A 19,994-nucleotide genomic window follows, 5' to 3' on the forward strand; every position below is an offset into this window, starting at 1 on the left:
CTTGCTTGCTGTTATCACAGAGGCTACGAAAAATTTATACCAGTCGCCCTAACGTATCGATTTTATCTTGAACTGACTATGGCTCTAATTTTTACTGTATTAGGATTTTTTATCCGCACGTAACCTCTCCATTGCCGGGGTTTGTACCACTTGCCAATCATCAACACCGTCCGCCACTGAACCGGCGGCTACACCTTTTGCCAAAATAACGAATAAAGCGGCGATGTCGTGTTGTTTAGCGGTAGCCAGTGCTTTTTCATAAGGCATCGCGGTCAAGGCCGTGGCCCAAGCATCCGCCAGCGCGACGGTGTCTGCGGCGACCGTTACCGATGGCGCGCCGCCTACAATTGGCTCACCTGTGGTCGGGTCGATGGTATGGCTGTAATGTTTACCATCGAAAACCACCGAATTGCGATAGTTGCCAGAGGTGGCAAGCGCCATGTTTGCGCCATTATTGATGGGCTGACGGATCACCGCCACGGTTTGACGCTCACTTACCGTACTGCCTTCGATGGGTGCATCAATGGCGATTTGCCACGGCTGTTGCTGCGCATTGACGCCAGCGGTCGAAACTTCACCGCCAATCTCAACCATGTAATTATGAATTTGATAATTGTTTTTTAGCACATCGGCGATGACATCGACGCCGTAGCCTTTCGCCACTGCCGAAAAATCAAGCCCGATACCGTCTTTGGTTTTATAAATGCTTTCATCTTTTTGTATAACACTGTCAAAATCGACCAAAGCTTTCGCTTGCGCAATCTCAAGCGCCGTTGGCGGACTTTGCAAGCGCTCAACCGTCATGGTGCTGCCAAAACCCCAGGTTTCTATCAATGGCATCACCGTTGGATCAAACGCACCGCTCGATAGCTTGTAAACTTGCCTTGAGGTTTCTAATACATGGCTAAAATCGGCATCGATAGCAATCGGCGTATCTTTGCCTAACTGGTTAAATTTAGAGATGGTAGAGTCGGCTTGATAAGTCGACATGCTGTCATTAATGTCTTGCAGACGCTTATCAATTGCCGCTTGGATGTCGGCTTCATCCACGCCTTTTGGCAACTGATAACTAATATGATAGCTGGTGCCCATGGTCTCGCCGCTGAGATTATTATAATCAGTCTTTTGCTGGCAGGCGCTAAGCGTAAATACAGAGCTGACAGCAATTACAGGGAGTAAGGCGAGCTTTATTGAAGGATTGAAGAATGAGCCTAGGGCTGATTTTTGTTTTAGTGGATTTGTCATATGAGTCATCACAGCTTGATATGGCGAAGGGGTGAGTAGGGCTTTAGTTAGCAATTAAAGATATAACTAAGTAAATTAAATGCTACCTATTTTACACCCCTTATCACCCATAAGGCCAATCTACGACTTGAATAACTACGACTGAGCCTGCTTATTTTATTTAACTTGTGACTCACGGATAAGCTTATACAGCTTGGGCGGTGAAAAGCGATTGACTTTGGTGGCAAGCTTTTCTTTACTGCCAGCAACGATGATGTATTCTTCGCCTTTAGTCAGGGCTTTGACAGCTTGTTTGGCAAAAGCCGTCGCCGTCAATCCTTTATTGGTGGCGTCGTCCATTGTTCCTTGGGTGCTACCGTCACCTGTTAAGGCGTTGATAGAAATGTTGGTTTGAATAAATCCTGGGAATATCGTCGCCACCTCGATACCTTGGTCGTGCAATTCTGCGCGCAAACTGTTTGCCCACATGTGGATGGCCGCTTTAGCAGCACCGTAAGCGCCGCGGTACTGAGTACCAAGTAACCCTGCCACGCTCGATACCATAACGATTTTGCCGCCGCCTTGGGCGATCATATCTGGCAATAGCAAACGGGTCAGCCGCGTTTGCGCAAAGTAATCTATCTCCATCAATTGGCGTTCAACCTCCTCAGAGGTTTCCATGATAAGCGCGCGCTGACTGATGCCGGCATTATTAATCAGCCAATCAATTTTTCCTACTTGGGTCTTAGCGGTGTCATAGGCTGCTTTTGCTTGCTTGGCATCGGCGATATCAAAGGGGACGACGATATGTTTTTTGCTGTTTTTGCAGCGATTTTTGACCGCTTCTAATTTATCTTTATTACGGCCACTTAAAATAATTCTCGCACCGCGCTTAGCAAAGGCGATAGATAGTGCTTCACCAATACCGCTAGAGGCGCCAGTAATCCAAATGGTTAAATCTTTAACTTTGCTTTTCATAAGAATCCTTTCTGCTTGAAGATAATTTTTTGGCCCATAAAAAAAGAGCCTCCACTGAGACTCTTAATTTATCACATATTTTTAGCTTAATTGCGTTGGCTTAATAAATAGGTTTTACCAACCCATTTAAACAAACCGCTTAACCATCGACCGCTTAACCACCAAAGTCATCAAGCATGATGTTTTCATCTTCCACGCCCAAGCTGTGTAGCATATCGATTACCGCCGCGTTCATCATCGGTGGCCCGCACATGTAGTATTCACAGTCTTCTGGGTTCGGATGGTCTTTGAGATAGTTTTCGAGTAGGACGTTATGGATAAAGCCGGTCGGACCTTCCCAGTTGTCTTCTGGCAATGGGTCAGACAAGGCCACATGCCACTCAAAGTTATCAAATTCTTCTTCTAGTTGATCATAATCTTCAACGTAGAACATCTCACGAATCGAGCGCGCGCCATACCAAAAGCTAATCTTACGCTTGGTGTGTAAGCGTTTGAGCTGATCGAAAATATGCGAGCGCATCGGTGCCATACCCGCGCCGCCACCGACAAAAATCATTTCAGCTTCCGTGTCTTTGGCAAAGAATTCACCATAAGGACCAGAAACTGTTACTTTGTCGCCAGGCACCAAGCTAAACACCCAAGAGGACATTTTGCCCGGTGGAATACCGTCAGGACCGCGCGGCGGCGGACTGGCGATACGGATATTAAACTTAATGATGCCTTTTTCTTCAGGGTAGTTGGCCATCGAGTAAGCACGAATCACTGGCTCATCAACTTTTGACACATATTTGAAAATATCAAACTTTTCCCAGTCTTCGCGGTATTCTTCGTCAATGACAAAGTCTTTATAATGCACTTCATGCGGCGGCGCTTCTAACTGTACATAACCACCAGCACGGAAATTGACTTCCTCGCCTTCTGGAATTTTAAGCACCAGCTCTTTAATAAAGGTGGCAACGTTATCGTTCGAGATAACTTCACATTCCCACTTTTGTACATCAAAAAACTCAGGGTCAATCTCGATTTTCATGTCTTGCTTTACCGCAACCTGACAAGCAAGACGCATGTGGTTACGGATTTCGCCTTGGGTAAAATAGCCTTCTTCGGTGGGCAGGATAGAACCGCCACCTTCGATAACGCGGCAACGACATTGCGCACACGTACCACCGCCACCGCATGCCGAAGATAAGAAAATACCTTCGCTTGCCAGTGTTTGTAGCAATTTTCCGCCTGCGGGTGTCACGACGTCATTATCGGGATTATCATTGATATGGATAGTAACATCGCCTGAACTGACCAATCTTGAGCGCGCCGCCAAAATAATGGCAACGAGACCCATGATGATCACGGTAAACATAGCAACGCCACCAATCGCCGTAGCGTAATCCATGGTAGGTATCCTTAATCTATGGAGTAGGGGAGCGAAAAAACGTCATTGCGTTTTTTGAACCCCTACCGAATAAATGAATTAAATAGGTCAAAGTGCTAAATGGGGTTTAAGCTTAGCGGTTTAAATTGACATACCGCCAAAAGACATAAAGCCAAGTGACATCAGACCAACCGTGATAAAGGTAATACCAAGACCACGCAGCGGTGCTGGAATGTCTGAGTATTTTAGCTTTTCACGGATACCCGCCAAGGCGGTAATCGCCAATGCCCAACCAAAACCTGCGCCGACGCCGTATACCATCGATTCGCCAAAGTTGTAATCGCGCTCAACCATAAACAGTACGCCACCTAAGATGGCACAGTTAACGGTAATCAGTGGCAAAAACACCCCTAGCGCGTTATACAGACTGGGGACGAACTTATCCAAGAACATCTCTAAAATCTGTACCACAGCGGCAATCAGACCGATATAACTAAGTAGGCCCAAAAAGCTTAAATCGATATCAGGAAAACCTGCCCATGCCAGCGCCCCATTTTTTAGGATAAACTGAAACAAAAGGTTGTTTAGCGGTACGGTAATCGCCATCACGACGACCACGGCGACCCCAAGACCAATGGCGGTTGAGACCTTTTTCGATACCGCCAAAAAGGTACACATGCCTAAGAAGTAGGCCAGCGCCATATTCTCGATAAAGACCGTGGTTATAAATAAACTGACATAATGTCCCATTAGTGACCGCCTCCCTGTTTTATGCTATGCGCCATGCCTTTAGATTGCGGTTTCATTACAAATTCAGCTTCTTCGACCTGTTCAGGTTTCCAAGTACGGATAATCACAATGAACAGGGCGATGATAAAGAACGCTGACGGTGGTAGCAGCAACAGACCGTTTGGTACATACCAGCCACCATCGTTAGCAGTTTGTAAAATGGTAATACCAAACCAGCTGCCTGCGCCTAAAATCTCACGCACACTGGCGACAAATAACAGTACCGCTGAGTAACCAAGACCGTTACCAATACCGTCTAAAAAGCTTGGTACGGGTGGGTTGCTCATCGCAAACGCTTCGGCACGTCCCATCACGATACAGTTGGTGATAATCAAACCAACGAATACCGACAAGCCTTTACTGACATCATAAGCGACCGCTTTTAAGATCTGATCAACCACGATAACCAGTGAGGCAATAATCGTCATCTGTACGATAATACGAATACTTGATGGGATTTGCTTACGGATAATGGAGATAAAAAAGCTTGAGAATGCCGTGACCAACGTCAGCGCCACACTCATCACCAGCGCATTCGCCACACTGGTGGTAACCGCCAGTGCCGAACAAATACCTAAGATTTGTAGGGCAATGGGGTTATTATCAAAAATAGGCGAGGTTAAAATCGTTTTTGTATCAGCCATGTTATGCCTCCTTGCCGTGTACTGCTGGTACTACTGCGACCAGTTCGGTTGCGGGATGCGTCTGCTGTTGATGTAAGTTCTGACTCAGTTTTTTATATGGACTTTGACTGGCTTTGACTTCGGTATCAGCCAGTGTTTTGCCGCTTTGTTCGCGCAGCTGGTCAAGGTACGGCTTATAACCTTGCTCACCGAGCCAAAACTGAATCATATTGCTGACGCCGCGACTGGTTAAAGTAGCACCACTGATGCCATCTACCCAGTTTTCTTTTGGATTACCAGCTTTGGTCACCCCCGTTGCCACCGCGCCATTTTCATCATAAGAGTGAATGCCGCTCCACATGGCGCGCCACTCTGGCTCTTCGATACGAGCGCCCAGGCCCGGGGTTTCTTTATGCTCATAAAAACTGATACCTTTGATGGTATTCATATCGCTTTCAAGTGTTAAGAAACCGTAAATCGTACCCCAAAGTCCATAACCTTGAATGGGCAGAACCACGATTTCAGGTTGGCCAGCGTCATCACTTTTGACATAGACTTTGGCGTATTTAGGCTTACGGCCAATACCAGCAGGGTCATTACTACCAAGGTCGTCGCTTAACGCCTGATTTTTGGTTGCTTGACTGGCATCGTAAGCATTACGGTCAGGAATACCAACGGCTTTTAGCGCCTCATCATCAAGGTAACTGCCTTTATTTAGGTCAATGATTTTAACCTCGAAGTCTTTAAAGCGCTCAGCCACATCTTCATTGGTGTCAGACGCCGGGTCAAACATGCCGGCGGCGACTAAGATGTTTTTGTTACGGTCTAAGCGCGCATTTTCAACCTGCGCTGGTTTTAAACCAACAGCGGCGGCTGAGACCAATACAGAACACACCAAGCATAGCGTCAACGCCACGCTGATGGTTTTTGCATTATTACTTTTGGGCTTGGACATAGCGAACCCTCCGTGCTGTTTGGCGCTTGATATTTGCTTGCGTCACAAAGTAGTCAAATAATGGCGCAAATAAGTTAGCGAATAAAATGGCGAGCATGATGCCTTCTGGGAAGGCTGGGTTGACGACGCGAATCAAGACAGTCATAAAACCAATCAAGATCCCATAAGCCCAGCGGCCTTTATTGGTGTGCGCGGCAGAAACTGGATCGGTTGCCATAAACACCGCACCAAAGGCAAAACCGCCAATCACTAAGTGCCAATAAAAAGGTAGCTTCATCATCATGTTGTCATCAGAGCCAAACATATTAAAGGCCAGCGAGGTGGCGATTAGACCGACCACACAACCTGCCATGATGCGCCATGAAGCAATGCGCGTCCACAGTAAAACCACCGCACCTAACAAGATAGCGAGCGTTGATACTTCACCAACACTGCCTTGCATGTTGCCTAAGAAGGCATCCGTCCACGTGATGGCATTACCATAAACATCAACGAAGTCTTGGGGGACAACGCCAAGCGCAGCAAGACCTAGTGGCGTTGCGCCTGAGAAACCATCAACCGCGGTCCATACTGAGTCGCCTGACATATAAGCAGGGTAAGCAAAGTATAAGAACGCACGACCTGATAGGGCAGGGTTAAGGAAGTTTTTGCCCGTACCGCCAAAGACTTCTTTTGCCACGACCACACCAAAGATAATACCTAAGGCAACTTGCCATAAAGGAATATCTGGTGGTAGACACAGCGCAAATAGTACAGAAGTCACAAAGAAACCTTCGTTAACTTCATGGCCGCGCACGACGGCAAAGATAATCTCACAAAGAATACCAACCAAAAAGGTCACCGCGTAAATCGGTAAAAACTGCATGGCACCGTAGACAAAACTTGCCCAGATACTGTCTGGATTGTAACCTACCATACTGGTGATAACGGTACGCCAGCCTTCAGGCTGCAAGCCAAGCTGCGCAATCGCCGTCAATGCTTGATGACCGATATTGTACATACCCCAAAACATCGCTGGGAAGGTACATAACCAAACGGTAATCATGATACGCTTAAGGTCAATACCGTCGCGTACGTGTGATGAGGCAAATGTCGTTGTGCCTGGTTGACGTAAAAACGTATCAAACATCTCAAAGATGGCGTAGTATTTTTCGTGTTTGCCACCCTTGGTAAAAGACGGCTCCATACGATCGAACATATTGTGTAAAAATTTCATCGTGGTTAGCCCTCCAGCTCGATGCGCGTTAAGTTGTCACGCAAAATATCGCCGAATTCATATTTGCCAGGAGAGACGAAGGTGCATAACGCCAAATCTTCTTCGTCCAATTCAAGTGCGCCCAAATCAACAGCGCTAACGATGTCTTCGACAATCAAAGCACGCAGTAGCTGCGTTGGCAGATAATCCTGTGGCATGACCTCCTCGTAAACCCCAATCGGCACCATGGCGCGCGGTGAGCCATTACTCGTGGTGGTAAAGTTGTATTTTTTACCACCAAAAAACTGCGAAATATAAATGGGCAATTTAGAGAAACGGTTTGCACCAGCGGTAAGAAAGTGGAACGCTGGACGCTCACGACCTTCAGGTAGCACACTGACTTGATTATGGAAGCGGCCAAGATAATTGGTATTGCCAAATACTTTGCGGCCCGATAGCACAGAACCTGAGATAATACGGTTCTCGCCAGCTGCAAGCTCACCTTTGGTCAATGCCGTGATATCCGCACCGCGCTCAGTGACCACTAAGTGTGGGTTTTTAACCGCAGGGCCAGCAAGGCTAAGCATACGTCGCGTGTATAAACGCCCCGTGGTAAATAGCTTGCCAATCGCAATCACGTCTTGATACCCAATCGTCCACACGGTCACGCCGCGCATGATAGGATGCAAAAAGTGAATGTGCGTGCCAGCCAAACCCGCAGGGTGTTTGCCAGCAAAGCTATGATACTCAGTGACATTATTGGCCGCCGTTTTGGCAACTGGCGTCAGCTGAGCATCGCCGTGATGGCAGACAAAGGTCTTGGGGCTGAGCGTTGATAACACGGCAAGTCCGTCATTAAACGCCTGTAGCTCTTCGTTAATTAGTAGCATCGGGTCAAACGCTAATGGATTGGTATCCATAGCGGTGACAAAAATAGCGTGCGGACGGGCACCGATATCAGGAGAGCGGCTATAAGGGCGCGTACGAAACGCGGTCCATTCACCAGAGGCAAGCAGTTGGGTTTCAACGACTTCAGAATCTAGGTCAGCAAGTTGCTGGGAGTCGTAGCGCTGAAATTCTACTTCTTCACCGTTTGGGTCGACCGCAATCACAAGACTTTCAAACACTCGGCGCTCACCGCGATTGACGGCGACGACCTTACCAGCAGCAGGGGCAGTGTAGATAACGCCGACCCGTTTTTTATCTTCAAAAACAGGCTGACCTTTTGCTACGATGTCGCCTTCTTTGACATTCATCGTGGGCTTCATACCCACGTAATCATAGCCGATAAGTGCTACATAGGCGGGTCTGTGCTCAGATATCTCGCGGGAGGGTTCACCGGTGATGGGTAAATCCAAACCTTTTTTGATGGTAATCATAAGCGAAAACTTAGTCCATAGTCTAAAACGATACCAGACGTCCTGTTTGGTATATCGGCAGCATGAATAACAGCGTCATCAATAAAGTCCTTTAACAATCCCCAAAAAGGGCGTGAAAAAGTGCTCTAGACATAACACATCATCATAACTACAAGTAAGAGTATTAACGCTGACCTTAGACTCCTTAACAACACGTTAATGTCTTATTCGAATGACCAAAGTGACGACTGGCTACCAAGGTGTATCATAAAACCCTCAAATCTAACGCCATTCTCAACGAGGACAATGCTAAATAAAAGACAGTTTTACCATACGATTTATTAAAATCTTAAAATTTGTCGCAGCGAAAATCCTAGTCTGTGTAAACCATAGGGCGGTTGAGAGTTAAGCAGCGCTATTCATTTGGGTGAATATAAATGAGGAATCAGTGACTTGTTCATACTTTGAGAAAGCTGTCTTTTGAAAGCTATCTAAGCGCTGGTTAATGACCTATGATTACAAGGTAGATTTTATTGCCAACAAGCGCAGTGTATTAGCATAAGCGTGCAACTGCTTTACATGCTAAGCTGGCATTTACCTTGTGCTGATTGAAATCATCTATAGGTAGCAGACGATTAGGTTTTATCGCACAAATACAAATTTACCTAGGATTATACGCTAAACTGACCTAAAATTGCCAATTGGTAATTGAATTTACCTAATGTTGCGTTTGATTCCTTTTGTTAAAACTTATGGTTATAAGTTTGTGTTTTTATCACTAATTAGTTAAATTTTAAGCTATTTTTTATTTGTCAGCTTGTTTTTATTCTAATGGATAGGAAGTAAAAGCATCTATTTATCCCAGCTTACTGCCCTGTTCTTAAAGCGGCTAGGCTGTATTTTTAAAGCGCATAAACCCTATCTGATAAATTTGTTCTAATAGCCTGTTTGAATTCGTTATGCTAAATGACTTTCAATTAGTCACTTATCCTGCGTTTGCTTTGAATATTGTTCCACTTTTGCATGTGTTTTTACTATTTATTTTTTGATTGTTTATATCGTTTTTATAAGGAATGCTTATGTGTGCTGTCCCTGTCATTATCCCTGCTATCGATTTAAAAGATGGTAAATGTGTGCGCTTAAAACAAGGCCGTATGGAAGACGATACGGTGTTTTCTGATGATCCAGTCGCCATGGCCGCGCGCTGGGTCAATGAAGGCGCGCGCCGCTTGCATTTGGTCGATTTAAATGGCGCCTTTGACGGCATTCCTGTACACAGGCAAGTGGTCCATGACATTGCCAAAGCGTTCCCCAAACTGCCCATTCAATTAGGCGGCGGCGTGCGCAATATGAAAACCATCGAGCAGTATGTTAGCGCTGGTTTGACTTATATCATCATCGGCACCAAAGCCGTTGAAGAGCCTGATTTTGTGACTGAGGCTTGCCGCGAATTTGCCGGACATATCATCGTCGGTATCGATGCCAAAGACGGTATGGTGGCAACCCATGGCTGGGCAAATGTGACTGATACCAAAGCCACCGAGCTTGCCAAGCGTTTTGCCGATGTCGGCGTATCGTCAATCGTTTATACCGATATTGCTCGCGATGGCATGATGCAAGGCGTCAACGTCCCGCAAACGGTGAGCTTAGCGCGTGAAGGCGGCCTGCCTGTGATAGCATCCGGCGGCGTTACCGATATGAAAGATATTGAGCTGCTAAAACCTTATGGTGATTGTCTCGAAGGCATCATCACTGGACGTGCGATTTACGAAGGCACCTTAGATTTGGGTGAGGCGCAGCTTTATCTAGATGGTAAATAGTTTTTAAATAGCGCTATTTAAATAGGGTTATTTAAACAGCCTTGTTGGAAATAAGGAAGAAGCTAGGATAAAAAAGGATGTTTATGGCCGTTTATTTTGACCAGTTCGAGTTACGCAGGTTACGCATAACGACAAAAGCGTGCGGTCAATTGCTGCTATTAAGCATGGTTTTGAGTACGCCTATTCATGCGGCTGAAAAAAACGACCTAGATGCTTCTACCGTTGTAGCCACTAATGGGGCGGAAGGGGCTAATAGCGAGCTGGCGGCTCAAACAACCGATGCATTAGCAGTAGCCAATTCAGCTGCTGGAGAAAATAATAACGGACTAGATAGTAGTAGTGCTAATACGGCGCCAACGCCCGCTGAGAAACCACCCGTTATCAGCGGCGAAAGTACCAATAACGCTCAAATCGAAACCACACCAACCCCGCTAAAAGACTATGATATCCAGCAACGCATCAGTGGCATTTTTTCAGAAATTGACGGCTTGCAAGCGGTCAATGTGAGCGTCAATCAAGGGGTGGTTACCTTAACGGGTGAGACGCCCAATGAAAAAAAAGCCCAGCAAGCCATCAATTTGACCAATCGCTTAACCGACGTGGTGACGGTAGAGGACAGAATCAATCGCACTCTTGATGTGCAAGATAATGTCTCGACCGTTTATCAAAGTCTTAAAGGGCAAACAAAAAACTTGGTTAAAGCGCTACCGCTGTTATTGGTTGGTATTGTCTTATTTGCCTTGGTGACGTGGTTTGGTAGTTGGTTATCCAATCGGCAAAAGATGTGGCAACGCCTTACACCCAATCCTTTTGTCGCAGAGTTGCTCGCGCAGACCGTTAAAGTCATCTTTATTGTCTTTGGGCTTGTTTTAGCGTTAAGTTTGATTGGAGCCGAGACTCTCTTAGGCACGCTGCTTGGCGGCGCTGGCGTGATTGGTATCGCCGTTGGCTTTGCGGTGAAAGACACTATCGAGAATTATATTGCCTCGCTTATGCTCAGTATTCGCCAGCCATTCCGCGCCCGCGACCATATTTTGATTAATAATCAAGAGGGGATTGTGGTACGCCTCACGTCACGGGCAACTATTTTAATGACCTTGGATGGTAACCAATTACGTATCCCCAATGCTGAAGTGTTTAAAGCGACGATTTTAAATTACACCAAAAACCCCGAGCGTCGTTTTACCTTTGAGTTAGGCATCGATGCCAATGACGATCCACTTGCGGCCATCAAAGTAGGTATTGATGCGATAAATAAGTTAGGTTTTGCCCTTGATAAGCCAAAAGTCACCGCAGCTATCAAAGAAGTTGGCGAGTCGAACATCGTTTTGGAGTTTCAAGTGTGGGTCAACCAGTTGGAAGCGGATTTTTCCAAAGCCCGCAGTATTGCTATTCGCGAAACCAAACACGCTTTGGAGAAAGATAAAAAACAAGCAAAGGCGCGGGCAAAGCGTATTTTACAAGGCCGTACTGCCGATGAGGTACTGGATGCCCGTCCTAATGAGAATCTGATGAAAAAGGTCGAGCAAGAAATTGCTGAAAACTCAGATGCAACGGATTTACTGAATAATAAAAGCCCGCAAGAGTGAGGATAAATGCAAAAAGTGGGCATAAAAAATGCAGTAAAACGTCTATACGATTTTTATCTAAATAGGCGAGACATTCTTTATGCACATTAAACATCTGATTATTTTTGCAATAGCCGGTATCGTTATTTTATTAGGCTTTAATACGATTAACGGCAGCCAACATGCGAAAAATAGAGAAGCGCTAACCGCGAATGGTCAAGTAGAACAAACTGACATTAATGCAGTTGAGAGCAATGGTTCAGATATCGCAAGTAAACCCCTAGGACAGCAGCCAAAAGCCGTTATTGATAAGGCGACGACGCAGATAGCGCAAGCAGAGCAGGTCAATCAGCAACGCACCGAGCAAATGGCCGATACGCAATAATGATTTTGGGCTTACATCTTTTAGCGTCTAGTTCAGCTGAGTAACCACTGCTTAATTGCCACTCATAAAAAAAGACCAACGATAACGTTAGTCTTTTTTTATGCTTAAGTTTTGGCAAGCCTTAGCTTTTCTTGCTAGCACCTTTACCACGACTGCCACTTTTTTTAGCAGACGTTTTGTTGACAGAGGTTTTATTAGCAGAAGTTTTTCTAGATTTATCTTTCTTCGTTTGGTTCATTTGGCTCGATTGGAGCTTGGCTTGCAAGTCGAAGTCGATTTGGAGTAGGTCCATATTGACGCCCGCTACTTTTACCTTAACCAAATCACCCAGTCCATACACAATGCCTCTGTCTTTACCGATCAGCTGCTGTTGCTGCTCATCATAGACAAAGAAGTCGTCACCAACGTTTGAGATATGCACCAAACCGTCGATATATAGCTCCGTCAGTGTGATAAAGAGCCCAAAGCTTGTCACGGTTGTCACGACGCCATTGAACTCTTCGCCAACATGATCTTTCATATAATGACATTTGAGCCAAGATTCTACGTAACGCGATGCTTTTTCGGCGCGGCGCTCGGTATCAGAGGTTTGCGTGCCAGCCTCTTCAAGAGAAAAGTCCATAACAGGCTGCTTGCTATTGGTCACCTTTGCTTTAATCGCGCGATGCAGCATCAAGTCAGGATAACGGCGAATCGGCGAGGTAAAGTGGCTATATTCATCATAAGCCAAACCAAAGTGGCCGATATTATCAGGCGCATAGTTTGCTTGCATCATTGAGCGCAGCAGCATACTGTGGATGCTAATGGCGTCAGGACGGTCTTTGGTTGCCTCGATAATACGCTGATAATCGGCTTGGGTTGGGCTTTCTTCTGGGAAGCTTAAACCAAAGTTTTTTGCATACTCGTGAATGCGCAACGACTTTTCGCTATCAGGCTTATCATGATTACGATATAAAACAGGTAACTCATGTTTTAGCGCAAAGTTTGCCGCACAGGTATTGGCAAGCAGCATGCACTCTTCGATAAGCTTTTGCGCATCGCCGCGCGTACGCGGTAAAATCGCTTCGATACCCCCTTTTTCGTTAAACTTAATATAAGTCTCAACCGTTTCAAACTCCATGGCATGGCGCTCTTCACGCTTTTTCAGCAGCAGCTCATAGAGTTGGTGCAAGGTATCGACCGATTTTTTAACGTCTTTATTACCCGTTAAGGATTCAGGTACGCTCTTATCTTTTGGATTGGCCAGATAAGCATTGACTTGATTATAAGTCAGGCGCGCTTGTGAATGCATGACACCTGGATAAAACTCATAGCCCGTGACCTTGCCGGCGCGAGAAATCTTGATATCGGCAACCATACAGAGGCGGTCAAGGTTAGGGTTCAATGAACACAAACCATTAGACAATACTTCTGGTAGCATTGGAATCACGCGATGCGGAAAATAGACCGACGTGCCGCGCTCATAAGCATCTTTATCGAGTGGCGAGTTTGGCGTGACGTAATAACTCACATCCGCAATCGCAACTAAAACACGATAATTTCCACCAGAACGTTTTTCGGCAAAGACGGCATCATCAAAATCGCGCGCGTCTTCGCCATCAATGGTAATCAGCGGCAAATCACGCAGATCTGTACGACCTTTTAAGTCTTTTTCGGTTGGTTCTTTATAGCTATTGGCTTGCTCTAGCGCCGCTTCACTAAACTCTGATGGAATATCATAATTGAGCAGGGTGGTCTCAATAATCAATTCACGGTCATTGTCATCAGATAGGACATCAGTGATTTTGCCGGTGGCAAATTCATGCTGGTTTGGCCAATCGATGATATCAACTTTAACTGGTGCACCTTGTTTTATATTTAGTGCTTCTACGTTTTCATCAGTGACGGTAATCGGCTGATGATTGTTTGGGCTACCAAGCTCAACGCAATAACCGTCTTCATCGCGCGCTAAGGTACCGATAAAGTTGTTTTGCCGACGTTCAACGATATCGACGATACGTCCTTCGGTGCGGCCACGATTATCGGTTGAGGTGCCAACGGCTGCTACCGTATCGCCGTTAAAAACCCAGCGCATTTGCTTCTCATGCAAGAATAAATCTGGCATATCATCTAACAATACAAAGCCAAAACCTTTGGGGTGAGCCGACACGGTGCCAGTGACGATATCGTGCTGGGTCACGGTACGATAGCGATAAGGGCGACCTTCGCGGTTTACTTGGCCATCGCGCGCCATCGCTTTTAGGCGATTGCCCAACGCGTCAAATTGGTCAGGCTCATCAATATTAAAGGCTTTTGCCAATTGTTGATGCGTGACTTCGCCATGTTCGCTAATCGTGCTGAGTATCAGCTCGCGACTAGGAATAGGATTGTCATATTTTTGTGCCTCACTCGAGGCGTTTGGATCATTCCAACTCATAAATTACCGTATCTGTTTTTAAAATTATTAATAAGCGCTATCTTAACACGAACAACGCCGCAATATCTTCGGTCAATTGTCTTATATGCATCTGATAGCAAGTAGTTGTTCGCTTTGCCGCCTATCAGCCGCCGCTATGCAAGGTAAACCAAGTATCAAATATCTATGTCTGTTGAATTTGATTGATTGGTTATTTTTTTACTGTCCAATTCTTTGGATACTTCAAGCACCGTCGTTTGATTCGATTTATCGAGATATTTTTGCGCTTTATCAACCTCAGACGTCAAGGTATTGACGGTTTGCTTCATATTTTCTAACGCTTCAATTTTATAATTGCTGATCATATCCATCGTCTCATAGACGTTATTGAAGGCGTTTTGGAGTTTATCAAGTTCAATCGTGCTGCTGGTTGCTTGTTCATGAATCTCAAGTGATTGACGCTTTAGCATCGCAGAGGTTGATTCAATCAAGCTACTGGTGGTTTTATTTAATGCGGTGATTTGGTCGAGCACAAGTTTTTGATTGGTCATTGCTTGAGCAACCACCACTGCGGTACGAAGCGCAGAGATAGTCGTTGTGGTGGCGCGATCCACCCCTTTAATCAGCTCTAAGTTATTTTTACGAATGGTATCAAGGGCTAAATACCCTTGCACGTTTACCGCCAATTGGGTTAAAAAGTCGGTGTTTTTTTGCCGCACATAAAACAGCATCTCTTCTTTAATAATACGCGCTTTTTCAGGATCAGTGGCTTCAACCGCATAAACCTTTTGTTCAAGCTGCTCATCAATCTTTTTACCTACATAAATGTATTGGCGAATCGATTGCATCAGCTCCCACATATTGACTTTTTCTTGCTCAATCATAGCATTGTCTTTGAGCAGCTCATCTTTACCATTATAAAGGCTGGTCACCACGGCATTGATATGTGATTGCGCCGATTCGTACTGACGGAAATAATCTTGCACTTTATTACCAAATGGAATGAGACCAAACAGCTTACGCGAGCTAGTCAGCTCTTTTTTGCTCGGGTCCAAATCTTCGACAATCCCGCGCAGCTCGGTCAATGATTTGGCGATAGGGGAGCTATCAAACAAACTGTCATTGAGACTCTTGGCAGGCAAATCAAGCATTCGATTAGACACTTGCGCCGATTCACGAATTTCTTTATTACCCAAATTATGGATAGATTGCACGTTTTGCTGAAACTCAGGGCTATGGACGGAGTTATTAATCACATGATTAACAAAAGCATCGACTTTGGCATCAAGCTCAGGAATCTGGCTTTCATCCAGTTTGACCATCTGATCCGCTTCGCTTTTTTGTATTTCTTTTAATGGCTCAGGCGGCGTTAAAGTGATGCTGGGCGTCGAGGCGTTTTCGGGTGGGGTTAATTCTTGCATGGGACTTCCTATCATATCTACAAAGGGTTTTTTTTACCGACGACATTATTTATTAGTGACACCATTCGTTTATGACAACTGTTCTGTAACCGTAAGGTTTGCCAATAATATTTCTAGCCGTGGTAGTAATTATTTTTATGCCCTTAATGGTTTTTATTTGAATTATTTAAGAGTGACGAGATGACCTTTAGATTAACGGGTAATGAAAAGGTTGAGAAGATGGGTTTTGTAAACTACGGTTTATAAAGGGTTTATAAATAAGTTTGGTTGCTTGTAGTCAACTTATTATATGCAAAAATATGTATTTAGACTGGTGAATATGAAAAAACCATCAATATCCCGTAGCATATTGATGGTTAGTATTATAACTATCTATACCAACGAACTGTCCGTGTTAGTTAATTATTTATATTAACTAACAATCACATCGATTTACAGCCACTACTAGCAGTAATCCGTTAAACAGATTACTTTTTCTTAGTAGGTCCAAGCAGCATACCCATTTGACGGCCTTCCATCTTAGGGTACTGTTCGACGTTTGAGATATCAGCGGTATCTTCAATGATACGATCAAGTTGTTTACGACCAATCTCTTGATGCGCCATTTCGCGACCACGGAAGCGGATACTGATTTTAACTTTATCCTGATCTTCTAAGAAGCTGATGATTTTTCTCAGTTTGACCTGATAATCGGCTTCTTCGGTGCTAGGACGTAGCTTCATCTCTTTTAGCTGGGTCTGTTTTTGGTTTTTCTTCGCTTCTTTCGCTTTCTGCTTTTGATCATAGAGGAAATGTTTATAATCCATGATTTTGCATACTGGCGGCTTGGCTTCAGGAACCAATTCGACCAAATCTAGGTTTTCATCACGCGCCGCTTTCATCGCGGTTTCGATATCAACCACACCCATTTGCTCGCCATCTTCTTTGACCAGACGGACTTCTTTTGCACTGATATCTTCGTTGATGTTCAAACGGTTTGACTGTTTAATAGGTATTACTCCTCATCTGTTTTTGGGGTCTGTCGGCCTTTTTTAGCGACAGCGCTCTGTACTAAGCTAATAAATTCGGCAACACTCATAACGCCGAGGTTTTCACCTTCGCGAGTACGGACATTCACGTTGCCCGATTCGACCTCTTTATCCCCTAATACTAGCATATAGGGAACGCGTTCTAATGTTTTCTCTCGTATCTTAAATCCAATCTTTTCGTTACGCAAGTCACTAGCCGCTCGTAAACCGGCATTTTTCAGCTCACGCACCACATTTTCGCAAGCTTCCGCCTGTTTATCGGTGATATTCATGACCGCTACTTGTTGCGGCGCCAGCCATACGGGCATCCAGCCGGCATAGTTTTCAATCAAGATGCCGATAAAACGCTCAAACGAACCTAAAATGGCACGGTGCAGCATAATTGGGGTTTCGCGCTCGTTTTGCTCATTGACAAATTCAGCATCGAGGCGCTCAGGCATATTCGGGTCAACCTGAATCGTACCGCACTGCCAGACGCGGCCCAGTGAGTCTTTAAGACTAAATTCAATCTTCGGACCGTAAAACGCGCCTTCACCCGGTAGATATTCCCAATCAAGACCTGAGCTATCAAGCGCATCGGCTAGAGCTTTTTCGGCAAAGTCCCACGATTCATCGCTACCAACACGTTTTTCAGGACGGGTTGAAAGCTTCATTATAATGTTATCAAAACCAAAGTCTTTATAAACGGCAAGGGTCAGCTGAATAAAATCAGCGACTTCTTGCTGGATTTGCGCTTGCGTACAAAAAATATGCGCATCATCTTGGGTGAAACCACGTACGCGCATCAAACCATGCAGTGAGCCTGATGGTTCGTTACGATGGCATGAGCCAAACTCCGCCATGCGCAATGGCAATTCACGGTAAGACTTTAAGCCTTGGTTAAAAACTTGCACGTGACACGGACAGTTCATCGGTTTTACCGCATAATCACGGTTTTCGCTTGAAGTGGTAAACATATTAGTCGCATAGTTACCCCAATGGCCTGAACGTTCCCACAAGCTGCGATCGACGATTTGCGGTGTTTTAATCTCTTCATAACCATGATCATGTTGTACTTTACGCATATATTGCTCAAGTACCTGATAAATCGTCCAACCATTGGCATGCCAAAACACCATGCCCGGCGCTTGTTCTTGCATATGGAACAAATTGAGCGCTTTACCAATTTTACGGTGATCGCGTTTTTCGGCTTCTTCAATACGTTGGATATAGGCTTTTAAATCTTTTTTATCTGCCCACGCCGTACCATAGATACGCTGTAGCTGTTCGTTTTTGGCATCACCGCGCCAATAAGCGCCCGACATCTTAGTCAGTTTAAACACCTTTAAAAAGCGCGTGTTTGGTACGTGCGGACCACGGCACATATCGATATATTCTTGATGATGATATAAGCCAAAAGCTTCTTCACCCGGCATATCGTTAATCAATTTCAGCTTATAGTCTTCGCCGCGCTCTTCAAATATCTTGATCACTTCATCGCGTGGTGTCATCTTTTTGATCACGTCATAATCTTGCTTAATCAGCTCCATCATACGTTTTTCAATTTTTTCCATATGCTCAGGCGTAAATGGCGTCTCACTATAGATGTCATAATAAAAACCATCTTCAATGACAGGGCCAATAACCATTTTTACATCAGGATAAAGCTGTTTTACCGCATGACCCAGTAAGTGGGCACATGAATGGCGAATAATATCGACGCCGTCAGCGTCTTTTGGTGTCACGATTTCAACTTTTGCATCATGGGCGATGGGGTCGTGCGCATCGACTAAATGCCCATCAACGCGTCCAGCGACCGTCGCTTTCGCCAAGCCCGCTCCAATACTTTGCGCCACTTCCATGACCGTTGTATTGCCTTCAAAGTTTTTTACGCTACCATCGGGTAAAGTAATCGCTACCATAATCTATTCACCTTTTTAGGTCCGTTGGCAGTGATGATTGCAACCATCAATCATATAACCGTAAGACCACGTCAATTATATCTAACCGCTGCGATATGTTATAAGAAATAGGCATTACTTAAACGTACTGTGCTTAAACTTATATAAGACGCTAACTGATAAGCCATCTAACGACAGATAATTAAACCGTCATGATGTCGAATAAGCTACGTGTTAATAAGGGTAAGCAGCAGGGCTATAAAGTAATGTCATAAAAGCCGCTATTATAGCAAAAACTGTCTATTAACACTAGATAGCAAGGGCTAGTCAGCTTCTATATATAGATGCGCTTTATCTCAATATCAATAGCGGTAATTGGATGTTATCCTTCATAGTTCTAATGAAGAATGGGTAATCATAAGTGTCAAACTTAGCTTATCTATGATTAATTAGGAACCAAATGAAAACTAAGTAAGAGATTAGTCAGTAAGAGTCAGATGAGAAAGGTTGTTCTAAGAACATAACTTCAATGTTTAATAAATAGTTTTTAGCTAAGTTATTGAAAAATAAGGAGTGTTATTTATTCTCTAAAATTAATTAAATAATTTCTCTAAAAGCGGTTGACACCCGACTAAAACCGTCTATAATACGCACCTCATTAAGGGAAAGGATGAGATAAAGACTAATAATATTAGTCAAATCAAAACCTTAACTTACTGAAACAAATTATAAAAAAGCTTGACAGATCAAATCATTATGATATGATAGTCGGCTCGCTGGATAGGATAAGTTCTTGACTTAGACTGACTAGCAAAGAGAAATACCCTATATATCAACTGCTGGACGACAGTAGCTTGACACTATTTAAAAGCATAACTAAAGAACAACTTGTGTGGATTTTTGCTGACACAGAATGCTAAAAAATAAAGTTGGTTGAAACTTCTTTTCGGAAGTTATTTCTAACTATAAAAATTATCATTTAAGACAGCAAGAAAACTCAAAGTTA

15 protein-coding genes are annotated in these 19,994 nt (G+C 44.5%); 3 read left to right on the plus strand and 12 right to left on the minus strand.

The annotated features are described in order from the left end of the window. Positions 1–99 precede the first annotated feature (99 nt). The 8 genes from B4240_RS01955 to B4240_RS01990 all read right to left on the minus strand — a co-directional run bounded on the left by B4240_RS01955 (position 100) and on the right by B4240_RS01990 (position 8,512). Positions 100–1,245 carry an FAD:protein FMN transferase gene (locus tag B4240_RS01955; RefSeq protein WP_296236553.1) on the minus strand — a complete coding sequence of 382 codons (1,146 nt, stop codon included), beginning with the start codon at positions 1,243–1,245 and terminating at the stop codon, positions 100–102. A gap of 156 nt (positions 1,246–1,401) precedes the next feature. After that, positions 1,402–2,202 (minus strand): SDR family NAD(P)-dependent oxidoreductase, encoded by an 801-nt coding sequence (locus tag B4240_RS01960; protein WP_296236554.1) that lies wholly within the window; start codon positions 2,200–2,202, stop codon positions 1,402–1,404. Positions 2,203–2,356: 154 nt separating this feature from the next. Then, the gene (nqrF, locus tag B4240_RS01965; RefSeq protein WP_296236555.1) at positions 2,357–3,592 is read right to left on the minus strand and encodes an NADH:ubiquinone reductase (Na(+)-transporting) subunit F; all 1,236 of its coding nucleotides are present in this window, start codon (positions 3,590–3,592) and stop codon (positions 2,357–2,359) included. Positions 3,593–3,712: 120 nt separating this feature from the next. Beyond that, positions 3,713–4,321 carry an NADH:ubiquinone reductase (Na(+)-transporting) subunit E gene (gene nqrE, locus B4240_RS01970; protein WP_296236556.1) on the minus strand — a complete coding sequence of 203 codons (609 nt, stop codon included), beginning with the start codon at positions 4,319–4,321 and terminating at the stop codon, positions 3,713–3,715. Then, a complete protein-coding gene (locus B4240_RS01975; protein WP_296236557.1) occupies positions 4,321–5,004 on the minus strand; it encodes an NADH:ubiquinone reductase (Na(+)-transporting) subunit D in 684 nt (227 codons plus the stop codon). Before B4240_RS01975 ends, nqrE begins: the two co-directional genes overlap by 1 nt. A gap of 1 nt (position 5,005) precedes the next feature. Continuing rightward, the gene (locus B4240_RS01980) at positions 5,006–5,938 is read right to left on the minus strand and encodes a Na(+)-translocating NADH-quinone reductase subunit C (protein ID WP_296236558.1); all 933 of its coding nucleotides are present in this window, start codon (positions 5,936–5,938) and stop codon (positions 5,006–5,008) included. Continuing rightward, the gene (locus B4240_RS01985; protein WP_296236559.1) at positions 5,919–7,154 is read right to left on the minus strand and encodes an NADH:ubiquinone reductase (Na(+)-transporting) subunit B; all 1,236 of its coding nucleotides are present in this window, start codon (positions 7,152–7,154) and stop codon (positions 5,919–5,921) included. Before B4240_RS01985 ends, B4240_RS01980 begins: the two co-directional genes overlap by 20 nt. Before the next feature lie 5 nt (positions 7,155–7,159). Then, a complete protein-coding gene (locus B4240_RS01990) occupies positions 7,160–8,512 on the minus strand; it encodes a Na(+)-translocating NADH-quinone reductase subunit A (protein ID WP_296236560.1) in 1,353 nt (450 codons plus the stop codon). A 1,058-nt stretch (positions 8,513–9,570) separates the two neighbouring features. Here B4240_RS01990 and hisA point away from each other — a divergent pair. The 3 genes from hisA to B4240_RS02005 all read left to right on the plus strand — a co-directional run bounded on the left by hisA (position 9,571) and on the right by B4240_RS02005 (position 12,264). Continuing rightward, positions 9,571–10,311, plus strand: coding sequence for a 1-(5-phosphoribosyl)-5-[(5-phosphoribosylamino)methylideneamino]imidazole-4-carboxamide isomerase (gene hisA, locus B4240_RS01995; protein ID WP_296236561.1), 741 nt, complete (start codon positions 9,571–9,573; stop codon positions 10,309–10,311). 83 nt (positions 10,312–10,394) lie between these two features. After that, entirely contained in the window at positions 10,395–11,900 is a 1,506-nt protein-coding gene (locus tag B4240_RS02000; protein ID WP_296236562.1) for a mechanosensitive ion channel domain-containing protein, read from the plus strand. Positions 11,901–11,979: 79 nt separating this feature from the next. Then, positions 11,980–12,264, plus strand: a complete 285-nt coding sequence (locus tag B4240_RS02005) for a hypothetical protein (protein WP_296236564.1) — start codon at positions 11,980–11,982, stop codon at positions 12,262–12,264. A gap of 121 nt (positions 12,265–12,385) precedes the next feature. Here B4240_RS02005 and rnr read toward each other — a convergent pair whose 3' ends face one another. The 4 genes from rnr to thrS all read right to left on the minus strand — a co-directional run bounded on the left by rnr (position 12,386) and on the right by thrS (position 19,009). Then, a complete protein-coding gene (gene rnr, locus B4240_RS02010) occupies positions 12,386–14,680 on the minus strand; it encodes a ribonuclease R (RefSeq protein ID WP_296236566.1) in 2,295 nt (764 codons plus the stop codon). 155 nt (positions 14,681–14,835) lie between these two features. Continuing rightward, positions 14,836–16,080, minus strand: coding sequence for a toxic anion resistance protein (locus B4240_RS02015; protein ID WP_296236567.1), 1,245 nt, complete (start codon positions 16,078–16,080; stop codon positions 14,836–14,838). Between the two features lie 467 nt (positions 16,081–16,547). After that, positions 16,548–17,051 carry a translation initiation factor IF-3 gene (gene infC / locus B4240_RS02020; protein ID WP_296236568.1) on the minus strand — a complete coding sequence of 168 codons (504 nt, stop codon included), beginning with the start codon at positions 17,049–17,051 and terminating at the stop codon, positions 16,548–16,550. Between the two features lie 23 nt (positions 17,052–17,074). Beyond that, complete coding sequence (thrS, locus tag B4240_RS02025) at positions 17,075–19,009, minus strand: threonine--tRNA ligase (protein WP_296236569.1); 1,935 nt, start codon at positions 19,007–19,009, stop codon at positions 17,075–17,077. Between the last annotated feature and the right edge of the window lie 985 nt (positions 19,010–19,994).

The organism is Psychrobacter sp. UBA5136, assembly GCF_002414005.1.
In the GTDB taxonomy this organism is placed as follows: Bacteria; Pseudomonadota; Gammaproteobacteria; order Pseudomonadales; family Moraxellaceae; genus Psychrobacter.